This window comes from Pseudomonas sp. OTU750018 (genome assembly GCF_011636575.1).
In the GTDB taxonomy this organism is placed as follows: Bacteria; Pseudomonadota; Gammaproteobacteria; order Pseudomonadales; family Pseudomonadaceae; genus Aquipseudomonas; species Aquipseudomonas peli.
The window spans coordinates 738182-759626 of sequence record NZ_JAAPAU010000001.1; the positions used below are offsets into that span (position 1 = coordinate 738182).

The following is a 21445-nucleotide window of genomic DNA, read 5'->3' on the forward strand; positions in this document are numbered from 1 at the left end:
TCCGTGCTCATGGGAATACGCTGCCCTGCAGGTTTTGCGGATCGTCTCGCAAGCCTGGGGCTGATCGAGTAAAAAACAGCCCTGCCCTAACCCAATAGAGAACAGCGGCTGTCCGATACCCAGCGTAGTGCCTACCTCATACGCAACCGATCAGGGCCAACAAAAAGGGGCCCGTAGGCCCCTTCTGGTCACTCCCACTCGATGGTGGCAGGCGGCTTGCTCGACACGTCGTAGGTGACGCGGGAGATGCCTTCGATTTCGTTGATGATGCGGCCACTGACGGTTTCCAACAGCTCGTAGGGCAGGTGCGCCCAACGTGCAGTCATAAAGTCGATGGTCTCCACCGCGCGCAGGGCAACAACCCAAGCGTAACGGCGGCCATCACCGACCACGCCCACCGATTTCACCGGCTGGAACACCACGAACGCCTGGCTGACCTTGTGGTACCAGTCAGCCTTGCGCAGCTCTTCAATAAAGATGTGATCGGCGCGACGCAGCAGGTCGGCGTATTCCTTCTTCACTTCGCCGAGGATGCGCACGCCCAGGCCTGGGCCGGGGAATGGGTGACGGTAGACCATGTCGTACGGCAGGCCGAGTTCGAGGCCGAGGCGGCGCACTTCGTCCTTGAACAGTTCGCGCAGCGGCTCGACCAGTTTCAGGTTCATCTCTTCCGGCAGGCCGCCGACGTTGTGGTGCGACTTGATCACGTGGGCCTTGCCGCTCTTAGCGCCCGCCGACTCGATGACGTCCGGGTAGATGGTGCCTTGGGCGAGGAACTTGATGTTATCCAGCTGGCTGGCCTGAGCATCGAACACGTCGATAAAGGTGCGACCGATGATCTTGCGCTTCTTCTCCGGGTCGGCTTCGCCGGACAGGTTGTCGAGGAACTGCGCTTCAGCGTTGGCGCGGATCACCTTGACGCCCATGTTCTCGGCGAACATGGCCATCACCTGCTCGCCTTCGTGCAGACGCAGCAGGCCGTTGTCGACGAATACGCACGTCAGCTGATCACCAATGGCCTTGTGCAGCAGCGCCGCAACCACCGAGGAGTCCACACCGCCGGACAGGCCGAGCAGCACGTTGGCATCACCGACCTGAGCGCGCACCTGGGCGATGGCGTCTTCGGCAATTTTCGACGGTGTCCACAGGGCTTCACACTCGCAGATGTCGAGAATGAAGCGCGACAGGATGCGACCGCCCTGTTTGGTGTGGGTCACTTCCGGGTGGAACTGCACGCCGTAGTAACGGCGCTCATCGTTGAACATGCCGGCAATCGGGCAGCTCGGGGTGCTGGCCAGGACGTGGAAGTCGGCCGGCATCTTGGTGACTTTGTCACCGTGGCTCATCCATACATCGAGGCCGAACAAGCCGTCGGCGTCGACATGGTCTTCGATGCCATCGAGCAGGCGGCTCTTGCCAACCACATCCACGCGGGCATAGCCAAACTCACGGAGATCAGAACCCTCGACCTTGCCGCCCAGCTGCTCAGCCATGGTCTGCATGCCGTAGCAGATGCCGAACACCGGCACGCCGAGATCGAACACCGCTTGCGGGCAGCGCGGGCTGTTGGCTTCGTGCACGGACTCAGGGCCACCGGCGAGGATGACGCCTTTGGGAGCGAATTCGCGGATCGCTTCCTCATCCATGTCGAACGGGTGCAGCTCACAATACACACCGATCTCGCGCACGCGGCGGGCGATCAGCTGGGTGTACTGGGAGCCGAAATCCAGAATCAGGATGCGGTGAGCGTGGATGTCTTGATGAGCCATGACCGTCTCTCGTAGCGAAATTCACAAATGACTCGGGGCTGCCCTGTAAAACAACAGCGACAGCCCCGGGCTTTATATCAACTGATCAACAGTCAGCCCACGCGATAGTTCGGGGCTTCTTTGGTGATCTGTACGTCGTGTACATGGGACTCAGCCATGCCGGCACCGGTGATGCGCACGAACTCAGGCTTGCTGCGCATCTCTTCAACCGTTGCACAACCGGTGTAACCCATGGAGGCACGCAGGCCGCCCATCAGCTGGTGAACGATGGCAGCCATTGCGCCTTTGTATGGCACGCGGCCTTCGATGCCTTCCGGCACCAGCTTTTCGGCACCGGCCGAGGAGTCTTGGAAGTAACGATCCGAAGAGCCCTGCGCCTGCGCCATGGCGCCCAGCGAGCCCATACCGCGGTAAGCCTTGTAGGAGCGGCCCTGGAACAGCTCGACTTCGCCTGGTGCTTCTTCAGTACCGGCGAGCATCGAACCGATCATCACGCAAGACGCGCCAGCAACGATGGCCTTGGACAAGTCACCGGAGAAACGGATACCGCCATCGGCGATCAGCGGCACACCGGTGCCAGCCAGTGCGGCGGCAACGTTGGCCACGGCGGAGATTTGCGGCACGCCGACACCAGCGACGATACGCGTGGTGCAGATCGAGCCAGGGCCGATACCGACCTTGACTGCATCAGCGCCAGCTTCGGCCAGGGCCTTGGCGGCTTCGCCGGTGGCGATGTTGCCGCCGATCACTTGTACGTCCGGGAAGTTCTGCTTGACCCAACGCACGCGGTCGATCACGCCTTTGGAGTGACCGTGGGCGGTGTCGACAATGATTACGTCAACACCGGCATTAGCCAGCGCGGCGACGCGGTCAGCGGTATCGGCGCCGGTGCCGACAGCTGCACCCACACGCAGGCGACCTTGGTCGTCTTTGCTGGCCAGCGGGTAAGCTTTGGCTTTTTCGATGTCCTTGACGGTCATCATGCCCTTCAAGCGGAAGGCATCATCGACGATCAGGACTTTCTCGATACGGTGCTTGTGCAGCAGCTCGCGCACCACGTCTTTGTCGGCGCCTTCCGGTACGGTGACCAGACGCTCTTTTGGCGTCATCACTTCACGCACGGTGGCGTCCAGGCGGTTCTCGAAACGCACATCACGGGAAGTGACGATGCCGACCAGGTCGCCATCGCTGAGTACCGGTACGCCGGAGATATTGTGCATACGGGTCAGGTCGAACAGATCACGCACGGTGGCGTTAGCTTCGATGGTGATCGGGTCCTTGACCACGCCCGCCTCGTAGCGTTTGACCTTACGCACTTCGGCAGCTTGCTGCTCGACGGTCATGTTCTTGTGGATGATGCCGATGCCGCCTTCCTGAGCCATGGCAATCGCCAGACGGGCTTCAGTGACGGTATCCATGGCAGCAGAGAGCAACGGAATATTTAGTTCAATACCACGGGTCAGGCGCGTTTTGAGGCTGACATCCTTCGGCAGAACTTCGGAATAACCTGGAATAAGTAGAACGTCGTCGAAGGTAAGAGCTTCTTGACTGATACGCAGCATGGCGGGGGCTCCCGGACGGGAAAATTGGAAGCGCGCCATTATACTCAGACGCCCCCCTGCACTCAACGCAAACTGCAACATTGCCCCGCGCGCTTACGCGGCACTATCCAGAGGGCGGACGAGAACAATACAATAATGATTCTCAAAAACATCCGTACCTGAGTAGCACATGCCCGCCTCCCGACTCTCCCCCTCCCAGCCAGCCTGGAGCTTTGCCCTGCTCGCACTGGCCTTGATGCCTGTCGCCAACAGCTTCGCAGCCGAAACCGCCAGCCCACTTGAGCTGCGCAGCCAGGCCGTCACCGCCACCCGTGAAGACCAAACCGGCTACAGCGCCAGCACGGCCAGCACCGCAAGCAAAAGCGCCGTGCCGATCATGCAAGAGGCCCAGGCGTTGCAGGTGGTCACCGAGCAGGTGATCGAGGACTACCAAGTGCAATCGCTGGACGACGCGATGAAGTTCGTCAGCGGTATGACCCAGAGCAACACCCTGGCCGGCACCCAGGACGGCTTCGTCAAACGGGGTTTCGGCACCAACGCCGACGGCTCGATCCTGCGTGACGGCATCCGCTCCAGCCTGTCGCGTAACTTCAGTGCCACCTCCGAGCGCGTGGAAGTGCTCAAAGGCCCGGCTTCTCTGCTCTATGGCGCGCTGGAACCGGGCGGACTGATCAATGTGATCAGTAAGCAGCCTGAATACCGGCAGCGCACGCAGATCAGCGGTGAAACCAGCAGCGAAGGTGGTGGCAACCTTATGCTCGACACCACCGGCCCATTGGGCGATAGCGGCTTTGCCTATCGACTGATCGCCGAACGCCAGCACGAAGACTATTGGCGCAATTTCGGCGCGGACAACCACAGCCTGATCGCACCGTCCCTGAGTTGGACCGGCGAAAGCCTGCGCGTCAGCCTGGCTTACGAGCACAAGGAATACTCGACCCCGGTGGACCGTGGCACGGTGATCATCAACGGCAAACCGGCGAGCACCGAGTACAACGCGCGCTTCAACGAAAGCTGGGCTAAAGCCCAAGGCACCGATGAACTGTTCACTGCCAAGGCCGAATACCAACTCAACCCGGACTGGCTAAGCCGCCTGACCTACGGCTGGAACAACGAGCGCTACGACTATGCCGAAGCACGGCCCAACGCGCTTAACGCCACTACCGGCGCACTCAGTCGCCGCGCCGACGGCAGCGAACACGACAACCAGAACCAGTATCTGGCCTGGGACTGGATCGGCAACGCCAGCGTGTTCGGCCAACAACATGACCTGCTGCTGGGCATGGACACCGAGCGGGTCGACAACTTCCGCGGTGACACCTACCGCGGCCCTGCTGTTGCCGGCTTCAATATTTACCGCCCGGTTTACGGCAACCTCGCCGAACCGTCGCTGATCAGCGCCGCGCAAAGCGACAGAAGCGACGAGCTGCACTCACGCTCGCTGTATGTGAAGGACAACTGGCACCTTAACGACCAATGGATACTGGTGGCCGGCGGACGTTACCAGCACTTCGAACAGCTGGTTGAGCAGGGCCGTGGTAACAGCTACACGAAAACCACCGACCGCCAAGACAACGCCTTCTTGCCCTTTGCCGGCTTGGTTTATCAGCTCAACCAACAGGTTTCGCTGTACGGTAATTACAGCCGCTCATTCGTGCCCAACGCCTCAGACGCCAACACCAGCCAGGCGTTCGACCCCGAGGAAGGTCGCAGTTACGAGCTGGGGGTAAAACTTGACCTCCCCCGGGGTATCGGCGCCAGCCTGGCACTGTTCGATATCGAGAAGGAAAACGTCGTGGTCACCAACAACGCCGTGTCTGAAGCGGCAGGCAAGGTGGGCTCACGCGGCGTGGAAATGGACATAACCGGCAAACTGAGCGAGCGATGGGAACTGCTCGGCACCTACGCCTACACCGATACGGAAATCCTCGATGACCCGGATAACCAGGGCAACGCACTGGTGAATGCCGCGCAGAATATCGCCAGCCTGTACCTGACCCACCACCTGGCGCTGCCCAGCGACACCGGACAATGGCGAGTAGGCGGCGGCGCGCGCTATGTCGGTGAACGCGCCGGCGATAACGCCAACAGCTTCTGGCTGGACAGCTACACCGTGGCCGATGCGTTTATCAGTTGGGAAAGCCAGCTACTGGGCGACAAGACCCGCCTGCAGCTGAATGCGCGTAACCTGTTCAACCAGGAGTACTACCCATCCAGCGGCGGCAACCTGCGCGTCGCCGTCGGTGAACCGCGCGAACTACGCCTATCGGCCAGCGTCGATTTTTAACTATTCAGCTCGGTTCAAGGATGAACCAACTCAGACAAGATCGACCCGCACCAGGGAAACCGGATAGCCCAAGCGCGCAGCAAACTCGTCGAGAAAGCGCTGCTTAAAGCCGGCGTCCGCCCAGTTATTGAAGATAAAGCCCAGGTTGGAAAACCCGCAGGGCTGCAGAAACAGAAAGCCGTTGATATCGTCTTCATGGCCGCACAGCGGACAGCGAAAGTTATCGGTATGCCCCGGCATCCACTCCTCCAGGCTGTCGAACAACCTTTCGCCCACTTCGCGCCGACACTCAGGGCAGCCGGCCTCTTCGAGAAAGTCCGCCGTCGGGGTATAGATGCAGCGCTTATAAATGATCTCCAGTCCATGCACGGCCTGCCCAAACGGCAGCAACTCGGGCCGCTCGACTACACGCCGCGCGCCCTCGGCAATGCCGTAGCCCATATGTTTGAAGGTGCGGCCACAGGTGGTCAGCTGTTCTTCGATGATGTTTTGCTTAACCAGCCAGCGCACGATCAACCGCGCGCGTGCCTCGTGGCCGGGAAAGCTGGAAATCTGCGGCACGACGATCGCCTGCTGCTCACTCATAACGGGACTCGGTTTGCGCTAAAGGCGCGCAGCTTAAAGGGCTCACAGCGGCGGTCAAGGTCAATCCCCTATGGCAGGCAGGGCAAAGCCTTTACTATGCCGGCCATGATCAAAGATCCCTTCCAACGCCTGAACCTCGACCGCGAGGTGCTCAGCGTCAGCCAATTGAACAACCGCGCACGTCTGCTGCTGGAAGATGTATTTGGCGGCATCTGGGTCGAGGGGGAAATCTCCAACCTGGCCAAGCCGGCGTCCGGGCATATCTATTTCACCCTTAAAGATAGCCAGGCTCAGGTGCGCTGCGCGCTGTTCCGGCAGAACGCCGCCAAGGTGCGCCAAGCACTGCGTGATGGCCTGGGGGTCAAGGTGCGCGGCAAAGTCTCGCTGTTTGAAGGGCGCGGCGACTACCAACTGATTCTCGATGCCGTCGAGCCTGCCGGCGATGGCGCGCTGCGCCTGGCCTTCGAAGCGCTGAAAGAAAAGCTCAGCGCCGAGGGGCTGTTCGCCGCCGAGGCCAAAGTCGCCCTGCCAGCGCACCCGAAACGTATTGGTATTATCAGCTCGCCCACCGGCGCGGTGATCCGCGACATCATCAGCGTATTTCGCCGCCGCGCACCGCAAGTCGAACTGACCCTGATCCCTACCGCTGTGCAAGGCCGCGAAGCCACCGCGCAGATCGTCCGCGCCCTTGGCGTGGCAGACAGCAAGGGCTTCGATGCCCTGATCCTGGCCCGTGGCGGCGGCTCGCTGGAGGACCTCTGGTGCTTCAACGAAGAACCGGTAGCCCGCGCTATTGCCGCCTGCGTAACGCCCATCGTCAGCGCTGTGGGCCATGAGACCGATGTGTCCATCGCCGATTTTGTCGCCGACGTTCGCGCACCAACTCCTTCCGCCGCCGCCGAGCTACTGGCCCCCGACAGCAGCGAACTGGTGCAGCGCCTGCACAATCTCAAGCGCCGCCTGAACCTGCGCATGCAACACCGCCTGGAACGTGAACGCATGCGTCTTGAGGGTTTGCAGCGGCGCTTGCGCCATCCCGGCGAGCGTCTGCGCCAGCACGCTCAGCGCGTGGATGATCTGGATATGCGCCTGACCCGCGCTTTCACGCGCCAGCTGAATAGCCGCCGCGAACGCCTGAATCATCTGCAAACCCGCCTGCTCAGCCTGCATCCGGAACGCAACATCAAACTTCTGGATCAGCGCCTGCAGGCCCTGGCCGAACGTCTGCAACGCAGCATGCGCGAGGGCCTCAAGGCACGCCGCCTGCAGCTGCATAGCCAGGTGCAGACGCTGCACGCGGTGAGTCCGCTGGCGACCCTCGGCCGTGGCTACAGCATCCTGCTGGATGAGCGGGGCCGCGCCATTCGCAACGCCGCCGACACCCGCCCCGGCCAGCGCCTGAAAGCGCGCCTGGGCAACGGCGAGCTGGATGTGCGGGTCGAAGACAACCATGTGCAGCCGGTTACCCTCTCGCTGCTCGATTGATTTCCACACAGGTCCCCCATGCGTCTATTCACCCTGCTCACCCTGTTCTGCCTTGCCCTGCCCGTCCACGCCGAAGGCTTTATCAGCCGACTGCTCAATAAACCCGTGCCCGGCGGCGTGGCGGTAGTCGATCTAGGGCCAGCAGCCAGCGCACCCAGCGTGCGCTATCAGAACAAGCCGGTGCTGGTGATTCACGAGGATCAGCAACGCTGGATCGCCATTGTCGGTATTCCGCTGAGCATCAAGCCGGGCAGCCAACAGATCAACGTCAACGGCAGCCAGACACTGAGCTTTCAGGTGGGCAGCAAGCATTACGTCGAACAGCGCATCACCATCAAAAATCAACAGCAGGTCAACCCAAACGCCAAGAACCTTGCGCGCATTGAACGCGAACTGGCCGAACAGACCCGCGCCTACCAACAGTTCAGTCCTCGCCAGCCAAGCAACCTGCTGTTCGACAAGCCGGTCAACGGGCCGCTATCCAGCCCCTTCGGCCTGCGCCGCTTTTTCAACGGAGAGGAGCGCAACCCGCACTCCGGGCTGGACTTCGCCGCCAATAGCGGCACGCCGATAAAGGCCCCGGCCGCAGGCAAGGTGATCCTGACTGGCGACTACTTCTTTAACGGTAAAACCGTTTTTATCGACCATGGCCAGGGCCTGATCAGCATGTTCTGCCACCTCTCGGCCATCGGCGTAAAAGTCGGTGATGAAATTCCCCGTGGCGGCGTACTCGGCAACGTCGGCGCGACCGGCCGCGCCACCGGGCCACACCTGCACTGGAACGTCAGCCTCAACGACGCCCGCGTCGATCCGGCAATCTTTATCGGCGCGTTCAAGCCCTGACCGTTCGTCGACCTACCCACCCGAGCCTATCAAGCCTTTTCAGCGCAGGCCGATTACGCCTGTGACGCCGGGCTTTCCGTCCGGCCGAGCGGGTACACACGTAGATGCTGACGGTTAACACCAACATCTCGTCGTCGTTCACGCGCCGCCAATTAGAGAGCAACAGCACAGCACTCGGTACTTCGCTGCAGCGCCTGTCCACCGGACAGCGCATCAACAGCGCCAAAGACGATGCTGCTGGACTGCAAATCTCCAACCGTTTGACCTCGCAAGTGCGGGGGCTGAACGTGGCCACGCGCAATGCGAACGACGGCATATCGCTGCTGCAGGTAGCGGAAGGCGCTTTACAAAGCGTCACCGACGCCATGCAGCGCATTCGCTCGCTCAGCTTGCAGGCCATGAACGGCTCCAACGGTGCCAGTGAGCGCACTGCACTGGATCAAGAAGCGCAGCAGCTGTTGCAGGAAATCAACCGCGTCAACGAAACCACGACCTTTGCTGGTCGCAAAGTATTTGACCAAGGTACCTTTTCAGTCCTTGGCGACCCGGATCAACGTGCCGTGTTGAACGCTCTCAAAGGCTTCTGGATCAGCGAAGGTGAGCAGCGGGTATTCGACGCCTTCGGGCTGACGGCCGATGGCGCTGAACTGGAAATAACCTTTACCAATGACTCATCCAGCCAAACCCTGGCCTCTGTATCAGGCACCTCCGGTGCCGGCGGCAAAATTTTTGACCAGGTTCTGAACGTCAACCTGGCTTACTTCGATGCCTCAACACTGCCCAACGGCGGCAGCACACCGCAATATACCGATCGAGTCATCGCGCATGAGATGGCGCATGCCGTCATGGGCCGCACGATGAATTTCGCCGGTTTACCAAGTTGGTTTATTGAGGGCACTGCAGAAGCGCTGCAAGGCGCGGACGAGCGCCTTGCAGGAGACACCGCTGGAGGCACCAATACCGCGACCATTCTGGCGGCATTTAATGCCGACGATGTCAGCGCTTCGGCCGGTTATTCCGGCGGTTACGCTGCTGTGCGGTATATGCATGAAGAAATAAAAGCGGCGGGTGGCAAAGGCATTAAAGACATCATGGGTTACCTGCAAAAAAACAGCGGTTCTACCCTGGATCAAGCACTGACCAACGCCAGTAAAGGCGCGTTCAGCAGCCTGGCGGACTTCAGCACTCAGTTCAATGCCGATGCCGCAGCCTATGTTGCAGGACTGGACCTGAGCAACGCGGACACTGGTGCGATTGGCGGCTTCGACGCTGACGGTGGCAATGTCCTCACCGCCGAGAATGTGCTGCCCAACCAGGGCACTGGGCTCCCGGGTTCCAAGGGCTTTACGCTGGTCGAACCGGAGTTGTTCAATGCCAACGGTGTAGGCGGCAACACCCTCACCCAGCTCCAAGTCGGGGCTCAGGCCTATGAAACGATCCAGATCGGCTTCAGCTCATTCAGTGCCGATGCGATGGCCTTGGGCCGCCTGGACCTCGGTAAGACACCCGGCCTGGCGGTGATGGATATTGATGACGCACTGGCCTACATCGACCGCCAACGCGGCTACATGGGTGCGTTACAAAACCGCCTGGAAAGCACCATCAACAACCTGCAAAGCATCGCTGAAAACGCTGCCGCCAGCCGCTCACGCATTCTCGACACTGACTTTGCAGCTGAAACTTCTAACCTGGTTTCTCGCCAGATTATCGAGCAGGCCGCGCAAAGCGTCCTTGCGCAGGCCAACCAGCGCCCTCAGGCGGTCCTAAGCTTGCTGGGCTAAGCCTAATGCGACAACGCCCTAAGACACGTCCAGCAACCAAGCCACCCTGCCCAATAAGTGCTCGTTTGATAAGGTTGCTTGTTATTAAGTTGAGCGAGCCCCAAGGAGCGGCATGAACGACCTGTACAGCAACACCCAACAGTGGCTTGAGCATTACCCCTCACTCTATAGCCTGACCGGCATCTCGCTGCTGCTACTGGCAGCCTGGTTGGCCAACTGGGTGGTCAAGCGCATTCTTCTGCGCGGCCTGTACCGCGCACTCAAGGCCACGCCGATTGGCCAGGACGGCAGCCTGCATGACTCGCGGGTGATCGCACGACTGGCAAACATTGTTCCTGCGCTGATCATTTCCGCCGGCATCACCCTGGTGCCCAACCTGCCGGAAGCAGCCGTGGCGGTAACCGGTAACGTGTGTAGCGCCTTTATCGTACTGACCATCGCTCTGGCCATCAGCGGCGTGCTGACGCTGCTCAACAACAGCTACCAGAAGCGCCCGAATGCTCACCTGAAGCCGATAAAGGGCTATGTGCAGGTGGTGAAGATTCTGCTCTTCGCGATTGCCGCAATACTCATGGTCGCCAGCCTGATCGACCGCTCACCGCTGATTCTGCTGTCTGGCCTGGGCGCGATGGCCGCCGTACTGATGCTGATTTTTCAGGATACCTTGCTATCGCTGGTCGCCAGCGTGCAGATTTCCTCCAGCGATATCGTGCGTGTCGGTGACTGGATCGAGATGCCACAGCTGAACGCCGATGGCGATGTCATCGACATCGCCCTGCACACGGTCAAGGTGCAGAACTGGGACAAAACCATCACCACCATCCCGACCAAACGCTTTATCAGCGACCCGTTCAAGAATTGGCGCGGGATGCAGGAGTCCGGTGGAAGGCGAATCAAGCGCAGCCTGCTGCTTGACCAAACCAGCATCAGCTTCCTCAGCCCAGAGCAGATCACCCGCCTGCAGCGTTTTCTGCTGCTCGGCCAGTACCTGAACAGCAAGCAGAGCGAGCTGCTCAGCTGGAACAGCGCACTGGCAGAGGCCAGCCAGGAGCCGGCAAATACCCGGCGGGTCACCAACATCGGCACCTTCCGCGCTTACGTAGAGCACTACCTGCGTCAGCACCCCGGTATCCACCAGGAGATGACCCAGCTGGTCAGGCAGATGAACCCAACCGCAGATGGCCTGCCGCTGGAACTCTACTGCTTCACCAACACCATCGCCTGGGCACGCTATGAGGCCATTCAATCGGATATCTTCGACCACCTGTTGGCGATCCTTCCCGAGTTCGGTTTGCGGGTCTTCCAGCACCCGAGCGGGGCGGACATGCGTGAACTGAAACATAACCTGCTGCCTGGCACCCAGCCTTGAAGCCACAGCGGGCGGCCGAAACACCTGAGCCACCCGCAATCCAAACGCTTACCCACGACTTTTTACGCAAAATTAATCGCCTAAAAACACCTAAACCGCACTCAAACACCAATTTTTCAGCATTGCTTGCCAGCTTTGACCTCAGAGATTAGGGTTGGCGCTATGAACACCTACCACACCCTTATTCTGCTGCGCCAACACGCCAACCTCTGCCTGGTAAGCCAGCGACTGCGTGGCTGAATTTTCACGCCCACGCCCTGCCCTGTTTTCTCAGTTTTTGCCCGGCTCGCCGCTCGCAGCCGCGCCACAAGGATCAACACCATGAGCATGCTTAAAGACCCGTCCAGTAAGTACCGCCCGTTCACCCAGATCCAGATTCCAGACCGTACCTGGCCAGACCAGATCATCGACAAGGCGCCGATCTGGCTGTCCACCGACCTGCGTGATGGCAACCAGTCGCTGATCGAGCCGATGGACGCCGAGAAGAAGATGCGCTTCTTCAAGTGCCTGCTGGCCGTGGGTCTGAAGGAAATCGAAGTCGGCTTCCCGTCCGCTTCGCAGACCGATTTCGACTTCGTTCGCGAGCTGATCGAAGGCGGCCACATCCCGGATGACGTGACCATCCAGGTGCTGACCCAGGCCCGTGACGACCTTATCGAGCGCACCTTCGAGTCGCTGAAAGGCGCCAAGAAGGCCATCGTCCACTACTACAACGCCTGTGCGCCGAGCTTCCGCAAAATCGTCTTCAACCAGGACAAGGCCGGTGTCAAAGCCATCGCCGTGGCTGCTGGCACCACCATCAAGCGCCTGGCCGATGCCGCGCCGGAAACCCAGTGGGGCTTCGAGTATTCGCCGGAAGTTTTCAGCAGCACCGAAATCGACTTCGCCGTCGAGGTCTGCAACGCGGTGATCGGTGTGTTCCAGCCGACCCCGGCGAACAAGCTGATCCTCAACCTGCCGGCCACAATCGAGTGCGCCACACCGAATAACTACGCCGACCAGATCGAGTGGTTCGGTCGTCACGTCGACCGCCGTGACAGCGTGCTGATCAGCGTGCACACCCACAATGACCGTGGCACCGGCGTCGCCGCGTCCGAGCTGGCCGTCATGGCCGGCGCCGACCGCGTGGAAGGCTGCCTGTTCGGCAACGGCGAGCGTACCGGCAACGTCTGCCTGGTGACCCTGGCGCTGAATCTCTACACCCAGGGCGTTGACCCCGAGCTGGACTTCTCCGACATCGACGCCGTGCGCAAGGTGGTCGAAGACTGCAACCAGATTCCGGTGCACCCGCGCCATCCGTACGTAGGTGACCTCGTACACACAGCCTTCTCCGGCTCGCACCAGGATGCGATCCGCAAGGGCTTCGCTCAGCAGCAGGCCGACGCGGTTTGGGAAGTGCCGTACCTGCCGATCGATCCGGCCGATATCGGCCGTGATTACGAGGCGGTGATCCGCGTCAACAGCCAGTCCGGCAAGGGCGGCATCACCTTCCTGCTGGAGCAGGAATACGGCATCAACCTGCCGCGCCGTATGCAGATCGAGTTCAGTCAGGTGGTGCAGAAGGAAACCGACCGCCTCGGCCTGGAGATGACCGCCGCGCAAATCTACACGCTGCTCGAAACCGAGTACCTACATGCCACCGCACCCTATGCGCTGAAAGGCCACCGCCTGCAGGAAGAAAATGGCACCAGCGCGGTCGATGTGGAAGTCATCAATGCCGGGGAAACCCAGCATTGGCGCGGGATCGGCAAAGGCCCGCTGGAAGCCCTGGTTGCCGGCCTGCCGGTAGACGTGGAAATCATGGACTACAGCGAGCACGCCATCGGCGCCGGCACTAATGCCAAAGCGGCGGCTTATATCGAGCTGCGCGTCAACGGCGGCCGCGCGCTGCATGGCGTCGGCATCGACGAAAACCTGACTACCGCGAGCTTCCGCGCGCTGTTTAGCGCACTGAATCGGGCCATCGGCCAGGCAGCCGAGCAAGCTGCCTGATAGGCACCGGGCGCTGGCGGACGCTCTCCGCTAGCGACCCAATACTCTACTGCTCATTCGCTCTGCTGCTGCCAGTGACTACGCCCCCACTCACACATGGCAGCCAGCACCGGCTGCAACGTGGCACCATGCTCAGTCACGCAATATTCCACTCGCGGCGGTACCTCAGCGAATACAGTTCGGGTTAGCACGCCGACACGCTCCAATTCACGCAGCTGCTGAGTCAGCATCTTCTCGGTGATGTCCGGCACCAACCGTTTCAGCTCTGAAAAGCGCAGCGGCCCGTTGAGCAGGCGATACACCAGCAGGGCCTTCCACTTGCCACCAATCACCTCCAAGGTGACATCCATCGGTGTGCTATAGACCTTATCGCCTTGCATCAGACGCTTGTTCTCAACCGTCCCGGCTTGTTGCTCAGCCATTAATGGTTACCTTTAAGTAAGTTACCGCCTTTATCGTACGTACTTCCTAAAAAGATTGCCACGCGCATAATAGCCGCCTTGGCCTATACAGCCACTTCGAAGACCTTGATGGAGGCTTTATGACGATTGAACACCTGCAAGCACCGCTGCAGCTTGGCGCTTTGACGCTGCCCAACCGCCTGGTGATGGCGCCTTTGACACGCCAGCGCAGCCTGCCGGGTAACGTCCCTGGCGAGCTGAATGCTAGCTACTACGCCCAGCGCGCCAACGCCGGCCTGATCATCAGTGAAGCTAGCCAGGTCTGCCCTGAAGGCCAAGGCTACGCATGGACACCGGGCATCCACAGCGATGCGCAAGTGGCCGGCTGGCAGCAAGTCACCCAGGCAGTGCATCAAGCCGGCGGACGCATTTTCCTGCAGCTGTGGCATGTGGGACGTATCTCACATCCGCTGCTGCAACCGAACGGCGCCGACCCGGTAGCCCCTTCGGCTATCCAGGCTAAGGCCGAGTGCTATGTAGTCGAAGCCGACGGTAGCCACCACAAGGCGGCCACTGCCATGCCACGCGCACTGGAAGTGAGTGAGCTACCAGGTGTTGTAAGCGCTTACGCCCACGGCAGTGAAAACGCGATCAAGGCCGGTTTCGATGGTGTTGAAGTGCATGCCGCTAACGGCTACCTGCTAGATCAGTTCCTCTGTTCCAATAGCAACCAGCGCACCGATGTCTATGGCGGCTCGGTGGAAAACCGCGCGCGCTTTGTACTTGAAGTACTGGACGCCACGGTGACTGCGGTCGGTGACAGCCGCAAGGTCGGCATCCGTATTTCGCCCATGGGTACCTTTGGCGATGTGCACGATGCCAATCCACTGGAGACCTTCAGCTACCTGGTCAGCCAACTCAATAGCCGCAACCTGGCCTACCTGCACGTCAACCGTCCGGATTGGCTGGGGGGCACCTTTGAGGGCTTTGATGATCTGCTGCGCGCCCTTCGCAACATTTATAAGGGCACGCTGATTATTGCGGGTGGGCAGACAGCGGAAAGCGGTGAGCAGGCTATCGCCAACAACCTGGCTGACCTAGTCGCCTACGGCCGCCCCTATATCGCCAACCCAGATCTGCTGGCGCGCTTTAAAGCCGGGGCTGAACTCAACCCACTGGACGGCAACACCCTGTATGGCGGTGGGGCCGAGGGTTACACCGACTACCCAAGCATGAGCTAACTCCCCTACCGCAACAAACGCCGGTGCTTGCCCGGCGCTTGTTGCCATGTGTCAGACAGCCACCTGGATGCGCTCGGCCCTTAAGCAGTTTAGATGGCAGGTAAATCGCGCAGCGCCTCAGCCACTAACTGCTGATGGCGTAGACACCAGGTAACGCGCGGTCATCCGCAGGGCTTGAGTTATATCGGGCCATACCAGCCCGTGGCGCTGAACCAGCGCATCCGTCGCAGCGGTATCGAAACGAGTGGTCTGGATAAAATCCAGCGACTCGGCATCGGTACGCAGCAACCGCGGCACACCCGGAATTTTTAGCAACGCCCGCAGCAAGGGAATCGGCACATGCCGACTTGGAGCGCTGACGCCTAGTGTGTTGGCCAATTGCTGCAGCATGCCCTGCAGGTTGGGCGTCGTGGCATCCAGGGCGAGAATCTCCTGCCCGGCCTGCTGCTCATCAAAAGCCGCGGCCACGATCAGCTCGACAAGAAAATCCACACTGACCAGCGGTAGCCAATGTGCTGTCGAGCCCGGTATTGCTCCGAGCAAACCGCCTGCAAGATTACCGATCAGCCCAGCCAACGGCTGCGCCGGCAGAATATGCCCGCTGCGGCTATGACCGCACACAGTGGCCGGGTGCACCACCGTCAGTGGCGCTTGCAGCTCAGCCATACGCGCATGCACGCGGAAATGCGCCTCCAGCTTGCTGCCCTCATAGGCGCCAGTACGCTGATAGACCGTGTCCCAGTCGGTGCGTTTGGGCCGCTGCAGCTCAATGCCGATGCGCTGTAGATGCTCATAATTCGCCAGCATAAAGCCGCCCACCATCAGTAGGCGACTGCCTTGCTGCGCCGCCAGCTCAGCCACAGCCAACGCGCCCTCGACATTGACCTGGCGCGCCTGCTCGGCAGCCAGCCCCCAGGCGAACTGCGCGCCCAGGTGAAACACCACAGCAGCCTGACGGACCTGCTCACGTGCAGTGCCATCTAGCCCCAGGTCAGCGCGCCCCAAGTCACCGGCCACCGCTGTCAGCAGCTCACCGCGGCCGCCCAATTGCTCAATTTGTGCGCGCAAGGCCGGCAAGGTTTGCGGCTGGCGCATCAGCAGCGTCGCCGAATGGCCCTGACGAGTCAGTAGCGCCAAAAGATGCTGACCGATAAAGCCGCTGCCGCCGGTTACCAAACAGTGTTTGTTCATGATCAATCCACCCGAACCATTAGTGACCCGAGCAGGCTAAACTATCGAGCACACTCTACAGTCAAGCGAGATTTTCATGCGCATAGGCGAACTGGAAAAACGCAGCGGCGCTAGCCGTCACACCCTGCGTTATTACGAAAGCCTGGGGCTGATCAGCGCCCTGCGGCGCGACAACAATTACCGCGAATACAGCCAGCAAACGCTCAATGACCTGGGTTTTATCCAGCAGGCGCAGGGCATGGGCTTTTCCCTCGGTGAGATCGGCGAAATCCTCAAAGCCCGGCGCGAGCAACAGCTCGACTGCGCCCAGGGCGCCGCGTTGGTAAGCCGTAAGCTGGTTGAGGTGGAGCAGAAACTTGCCGACCTGCAGCAGCTGCGCGATTTTCTGAGCAGTGAGAAACTGCGCCTGGAAGCCAGCGCCGCCGAACAGAAGCCCACTGCAGCTGGCTAAATCAACCTGGCTATTCAGACCAAGTGCACGGCGAGCGAATAGGCGATAACTACACTGACGTCATGGATCGCAGGAGCACCTGAACATGCGTTCACTGACACACTGGATGTGCACCCTCAGCCAGCCGCTGCTGCTCGTCTGCAGCGCAAATGGCCTCGCGGCCACTGTGGTCATGGCCTTCGGTGAAAAGATTCCGCCCTTCTGCTTTCCAGAGAGTGACAGCGGTATCGAGCTGGAGGTGATTGGTGAAGCCCTGGCCTTTCGCGGCCACACACTCGAACCGCGCTACTTTCCTCTGGCCCGCGTGCCACTGGCGTTTCGCAAAGGTGAAGTGGATGCGGCCATGACTGACCTGGGTCAGGACCTTGCCGCTGTAGGTGGCCACTACGGCAACCCGGCGGTGATCTACTACAACGTGTTTGTCAGCCTGAAAGGCCGGCGCTTCGACATCCAGAAGCCCGAGGACATCAAGGGCCTTAGCATCGTGGCCTTTCAGGGCGCCGCCCAGCGCTACCCCGAATGGTTAGCCGCCAGCCAGAAAGATGGCCTGTACTTCGAGCAGAACAATCAGGAGCTGCAGGTGCTTGGCCTAAACAAGGGCCGTTACGATCTAGTACTGAGTGATCGCAGCATCTATCGCTACTTCGAACTGTTGCTGGAACGCACCACCCTGTTCAAGGCCAAAACCATCGCCATGCACCAGTTTGTCGAGGAAGACCCGCAAAACTACCGGCCGGTATTTCGTGACCCGCAGATCCGCGATGACTTCAACGCCGGCTTAGCCCAACTCAAGGCCAGCGGGCGCTATCAGGCGATCTACGACCACTACCTAAAGCAGTGAAGCCGCCCATCAGTCCGCCAGGGTAAAAGCATCCGCATCGCAATAAGCAGGGAAACGCTCACGGTAAGCGGCCAACTCGGAAGCCTTGAGGGTTACCCGGAAAACGCCATCCGCCGCGCCCGGCTCCAGCAGCGCCTCGCCCTGAAAATCCAGCACCTGGCTGTCGCCGCTGTAGGCATGGCCCTTGCCGTCCTCGCCAATGCGGTTTACCGCCGCGACATAGCACAGGTTTTCGATCGCTCGCGCTGGCAACAGGCGATTCCAGTGGTTGCGCCGTGCGGCTGGCCAGTTCGCGGTGTAGAGCAGCAGGTCGGTGGTCTGTGGATCGCGGCTCCACACCGGGAAACGCAGGTCGTAGCAGATCAGCGGGCGCACCTGCCAGCCGTTGACCTCCAGCAGCACCTGCTCAGTACCGGCGCTGTAGTGCTTGTGCTCACCGGCCATGCGAAACAGATGGCGCTTGTCGTAATGAGCCACCGTTCCATCCGGGCGCGTCCAGAGCAGGCGATTGCGGTAGGAACCATCAGCGGCCTGGATAATCAGACTGCCGGTGATCACGGCCTGTAGCGCCTGAGCCTGCTCGCGCAGCCACTGGCTGGTGGGGCCATCCTCGGGCTCAGCCAGGGCGGCGGAGTCCATGGAAAAGCCGGTACTGAACATCTCCGGCAGGACGATCAGATCGGCACCGCGTGCCTGCTCCAGCAGGGATGCAAAATGCGCGCGATTGGCCGCAGGGTCCTGCCAGGCCAGGGTGGTCTGGATCAGCGCCAGTTCGAGGTCGGGCAACAGGCTTAGATCGCGCATAATTTATCCGCCGCCTGGCGCAGGGTTTCTTCACGCTTGGCAAAGCAGAAACGCACCAGACGCAAATCCGCAGGTGGGCTCTGATAGAACACCGACACCGGAATCGCCGCCACGCCATGTTCGCGGGTCAGCCATTCGGCCATGGTCACATCATCCAGATCACTGCGAATGGCCGAGTAATCGGCCAACTGGAAATAGGTACCGGCGGCGCGGGTGAAGGTAAAGCGCGAGCCGGCCAGCAGGTCGCAAAACAGATCGCGCTTGGCCTGATAGAACGCTGGCAACTCTTCGACGTGCTCAGGCTGCTCGGCCATATAGTCGGCCAGGGCCCACTGCAGCGGCGTCACGCCGCAGAAGCTGACGTACTGATGGACCTTGCGCAGTTCGGCGCTCAAAGCCGGCGGCGCCACCACATAGCCGGTTTTCCAGCCAGTGACGTGATAGGTCTTACCGAACGAACTGACCACAAAGGCACGCTGATACAGCTCGTCATGGGCCAGAACGCTAGCGTGCTGGATACCATCGAACACCAGATGCTCGTAAACCTCGTCGCTGATCAGGTAGATATCGCGCTCGCGGATCAGGCCCGCCAGCTGATCCAACTCAGCCCGTGAAATCAGCGCGCCGCTAGGGTTGTGCGGGCTGTTGAGGATAATCAGGCGAGTCTTGTCGCTCAGCGCATCCTGCAGGCGCTGCCAGTCGATGGAGAAACCCGGCAAGGCCAGCGGTACATGCACGCAGCGCCCGCCGGCAAGCTCGACCGAAGGCTCGTAGCTGTCGTAGCTGGGATCGAAGACGATCACTTCATCGCCCGGCTGAATCAACGCCTGGATAGCGCAGAAGATGCCCTGGGTTGCGCCAGGAACTATGGTGACTTCAGTATCGGCACTGACCATACGGCCATAACTGCGGGCAATCTTCGCCGCCACCTGCTCGCGCAGCGCTGGTAAGCCCGTCATCGGCGCGTACTGGTTATGCCCAGCAGCAATATGCCGGCCGACCGCATCGCGTAGGGCCTGCGGGCCATCGAAATCAGGGAAGCCCTGGGACAGATTGAGCGCACCGGTTTCCACGGCGAGCTGCGACATGCGGGTAAATATAGTGGTGCCGACGTTCGGCAGCTTGCTGATAATCATCGAGGCAATATTCCTGGGTCAGCGCAGGGCTTGAACGCTATTGATGCGGCAGAATAGCCGATCCCCCAGAGACGCAAAAGGCACCCGAAGGTGCCTTTATAGAGCGATCAGACTCAAGCTTAGCGCTTGTCTTTGCGCTTCTTCTCGGCCTTCTTGTGATGGCTCATCAGGCGGCGTTTCTTGTTCACCTGACGGTCGGTGAGGGTGTTTTTGTTGCCCTCGTAGGGGTTATCGCCGCCCTTGAACTCGATGCGGATCGGCGTACCGACCAGCTTGAGCACACGACGGTAGGTGTTTTCCAGGTAGCGGATATAGGACTTGGGTACCGCCTCGACCTGGTTGCCGTGGATCACGATCAGCGGCGGGTTGGCACCACCCAGGTGGGCATAGCGCAACTTGATGCGGCGATTGTTGACCATGGGCGGCGCGTGATCGCTGACGGCGTCTTCAAGAATCGTGGTCAGACGGTTGGTCGGCCAGCGGGTGATCGCCGACTTGAACGAGGCCTGCACCGACTTGTAGAGGTTACCCACGCCGGTGCCGTGCAGCGCCGAGATAAAGTGGATATCGGCAAAGTCGACGAAGAACAGCCGGCGTTGCAGCTCGACCTTCACATAGTCGCGCTCACTCGGCTCCATGCCGTCCCATTTGTTCAGGGCAATTACCAGGGCGCGGCCGCTTTCCAGCACGAAGCCAAGCAGGTTGAGGTCGTGATCGACCACACCTTCGCGGGCATCCATGACGAATACCACGACGTTGGAATCTTGGATCGCCTGCAGGGTCTTGACCACCGAGAACTTTTCCACCGCCTCGAAGATCTTGCCGCGGCGACGCACGCCAGCGGTATCTATCAGGGTGTACTTCTCGTCATCGCGCTCGAACGGGATGTAGATGCTGTCGCGGGTGGTACCGGCCTGGTCATAAACGATAACCCGCTCTTCACCGAGCATGCGGTTGACCAGGGTCGACTTGCCGACGTTCGGCCGCCCGATGATCGCCAGCTTGATGCCGTCCTTCTCGCTTGGGCCGGGAATACGCTTGGCTTCCTGACCTTCGAGAACGATCTCTTCTTCCTCGCCCTCTTCCGGCTCGGTGGCATCTTTGGGGAAGGAGCCCAGCACGGCTTCAAGCATCTGGGTGATGCCACGACCGTGAGCACCGGCAATCGCCAGGGACTCGCCCATGCCCATGCTGGAGAACTCAGCGCGGGCCAAGTCGGCGTCGATGTTGTCGACCTTGTTGATGATCAGGAAGCTGCGCTTGTTACGGCGACGTAGGTGCTCACCAATCATCTGATCGGAAGCGGACAACCCGGCGCGGGCATCCACCAGAAACAGCACGGCATCCGCTTCTTCGATGGCTTGCAGAGACTGCTCGGCCATCTTCGCGTCAATGCCTTCCTCGTCACCGGAAATACCACCGGTGTCGATGACGATATAGGTTCGCCCCTGCCACTTGGCCTCGCCGTACTGGCGATCACGGGTCAGACCAGACAGGTCGCCGACAATCGCGTCACGGGACTTGGTCAAGCGGTTAAACAGGGTGGACTTGCCGACGTTCGGGCGGCCCACCAGGGCAATTACGGGAACCATTAGGCTCTCCACTTCGTTATTTCAGAAAATACAAAAGCCGCTGCAGGGGCAGCGGCCGGAATTCATTACGCTGGCTATGCTGCACAACCCTAGATGCTGTGCAGCATAGTCAACG

At 60.5% G+C, this 21445-nt stretch carries 17 protein-coding genes; 9 read left to right on the plus strand and 8 right to left on the minus strand.

All coding sequences use genetic code 11. The annotated features are described in order from the left end of the window. Positions 1–188: 188 nt before the first annotated feature. Complete coding sequence (gene guaA, locus HCI85_RS03630; RefSeq protein WP_167142021.1) at positions 189–1769, minus strand: glutamine-hydrolyzing GMP synthase; 1581 nt, start codon at positions 1767–1769, stop codon at positions 189–191. Positions 1770–1861: 92 nt separating this feature from the next. Further along, positions 1862–3331: an IMP dehydrogenase gene (gene guaB, locus HCI85_RS03635; protein WP_090248601.1), complete on the minus strand. Its 1470-nt coding sequence runs from the start codon at positions 3329–3331 to the stop codon at positions 1862–1864. 169 nt (positions 3332–3500) lie between these two features. Between guaB and HCI85_RS03640 the strand changes: the two genes are divergently transcribed. Beyond that, the gene (locus HCI85_RS03640; protein WP_167142025.1) at positions 3501–5618 is read left to right on the plus strand and encodes a TonB-dependent siderophore receptor; all 2118 of its coding nucleotides are present in this window, start codon (positions 3501–3503) and stop codon (positions 5616–5618) included. Between the two features lie 30 nt (positions 5619–5648). Here the strand turns inward: HCI85_RS03640 and HCI85_RS03645 are convergent, their stop codons facing one another. After that, complete coding sequence (locus tag HCI85_RS03645; protein ID WP_167142028.1) at positions 5649–6203, minus strand: sugar ABC transporter ATPase; 555 nt, start codon at positions 6201–6203, stop codon at positions 5649–5651. Between the two features lie 105 nt (positions 6204–6308). Here HCI85_RS03645 and xseA point away from each other — a divergent pair, with 105 nt between their 5' ends. The 5 genes from xseA to leuA all read left to right on the plus strand — a co-directional run bounded on the left by xseA (position 6309) and on the right by leuA (position 13673). Beyond that, positions 6309–7688 carry an exodeoxyribonuclease VII large subunit gene (gene xseA, locus HCI85_RS03650; RefSeq protein ID WP_167142031.1) on the plus strand — a complete coding sequence of 460 codons (1380 nt, stop codon included), beginning with the start codon at positions 6309–6311 and terminating at the stop codon, positions 7686–7688. Between the two features lie 18 nt (positions 7689–7706). Next, on the plus strand, positions 7707–8531 hold the full coding sequence (locus HCI85_RS03655; protein ID WP_167142036.1) for a peptidoglycan DD-metalloendopeptidase family protein: 825 nt from the start codon (positions 7707–7709) through the stop codon (positions 8529–8531). 104 nt (positions 8532–8635) lie between these two features. Further along, on the plus strand, positions 8636–10312 hold the full coding sequence (locus tag HCI85_RS03660; protein ID WP_167142039.1) for a flagellinolysin: 1677 nt from the start codon (positions 8636–8638) through the stop codon (positions 10310–10312). Positions 10313–10424: 112 nt separating this feature from the next. Further along, the gene (locus HCI85_RS03665; protein WP_167142042.1) at positions 10425–11681 is read left to right on the plus strand and encodes a mechanosensitive ion channel family protein; all 1257 of its coding nucleotides are present in this window, start codon (positions 10425–10427) and stop codon (positions 11679–11681) included. 321 nt (positions 11682–12002) lie between these two features. Beyond that, positions 12003–13673 carry a 2-isopropylmalate synthase gene (gene leuA, locus HCI85_RS03670; protein WP_167142045.1) on the plus strand — a complete coding sequence of 557 codons (1671 nt, stop codon included), beginning with the start codon at positions 12003–12005 and terminating at the stop codon, positions 13671–13673. Positions 13674–13726: 53 nt separating this feature from the next. Here the strand turns inward: leuA and HCI85_RS03675 are convergent, their stop codons facing one another. Further along, entirely contained in the window at positions 13727–14095 is a 369-nt protein-coding gene (locus HCI85_RS03675; protein ID WP_275113183.1) for a winged helix-turn-helix transcriptional regulator, read from the minus strand. Between the two features lie 119 nt (positions 14096–14214). Between HCI85_RS03675 and HCI85_RS03680 the strand changes: the two genes are divergently transcribed. Continuing rightward, positions 14215–15315: an alkene reductase gene (locus tag HCI85_RS03680; protein ID WP_167142048.1), complete on the plus strand. Its 1101-nt coding sequence runs from the start codon at positions 14215–14217 to the stop codon at positions 15313–15315. A 117-nt stretch (positions 15316–15432) separates the two neighbouring features. Here HCI85_RS03680 and HCI85_RS03685 read toward each other — a convergent pair whose 3' ends face one another. Beyond that, on the minus strand, positions 15433–16506 hold the full coding sequence (locus HCI85_RS03685) for an SDR family oxidoreductase (RefSeq protein ID WP_167142051.1): 1074 nt from the start codon (positions 16504–16506) through the stop codon (positions 15433–15435). 76 nt (positions 16507–16582) lie between these two features. Between HCI85_RS03685 and HCI85_RS03690 the strand changes: the two genes are divergently transcribed. Together HCI85_RS03690 and HCI85_RS03695 are read left to right on the plus strand one after the other, a co-directional pair. Next, complete coding sequence (locus HCI85_RS03690; protein ID WP_167142054.1) at positions 16583–16957, plus strand: MerR family transcriptional regulator; 375 nt, start codon at positions 16583–16585, stop codon at positions 16955–16957. An 85-nt stretch (positions 16958–17042) separates the two neighbouring features. Continuing rightward, positions 17043–17798: a substrate-binding periplasmic protein gene (locus HCI85_RS03695; protein ID WP_206677981.1), complete on the plus strand. Its 756-nt coding sequence runs from the start codon at positions 17043–17045 to the stop codon at positions 17796–17798. 9 nt (positions 17799–17807) lie between these two features. On the opposite strand, the gene HCI85_RS03700 is transcribed toward HCI85_RS03695, so the two are convergent. From HCI85_RS03700 to der, 3 genes are all read right to left on the minus strand, one after another. Continuing rightward, entirely contained in the window at positions 17808–18602 is a 795-nt protein-coding gene (locus HCI85_RS03700; RefSeq protein ID WP_167142057.1) for an amidohydrolase, read from the minus strand. Beyond that, on the minus strand, positions 18590–19738 hold the full coding sequence (locus HCI85_RS03705) for a pyridoxal phosphate-dependent aminotransferase (protein ID WP_167142061.1): 1149 nt from the start codon (positions 19736–19738) through the stop codon (positions 18590–18592). Before HCI85_RS03705 ends, HCI85_RS03700 begins: the two co-directional genes overlap by 13 nt. A 119-nt stretch (positions 19739–19857) precedes the next feature. Continuing rightward, a complete protein-coding gene (gene der / locus HCI85_RS03710) occupies positions 19858–21330 on the minus strand; it encodes a ribosome biogenesis GTPase Der (protein ID WP_167142064.1) in 1473 nt (490 codons plus the stop codon). Between the last annotated feature and the right edge of the window lie 115 nt (positions 21331–21445).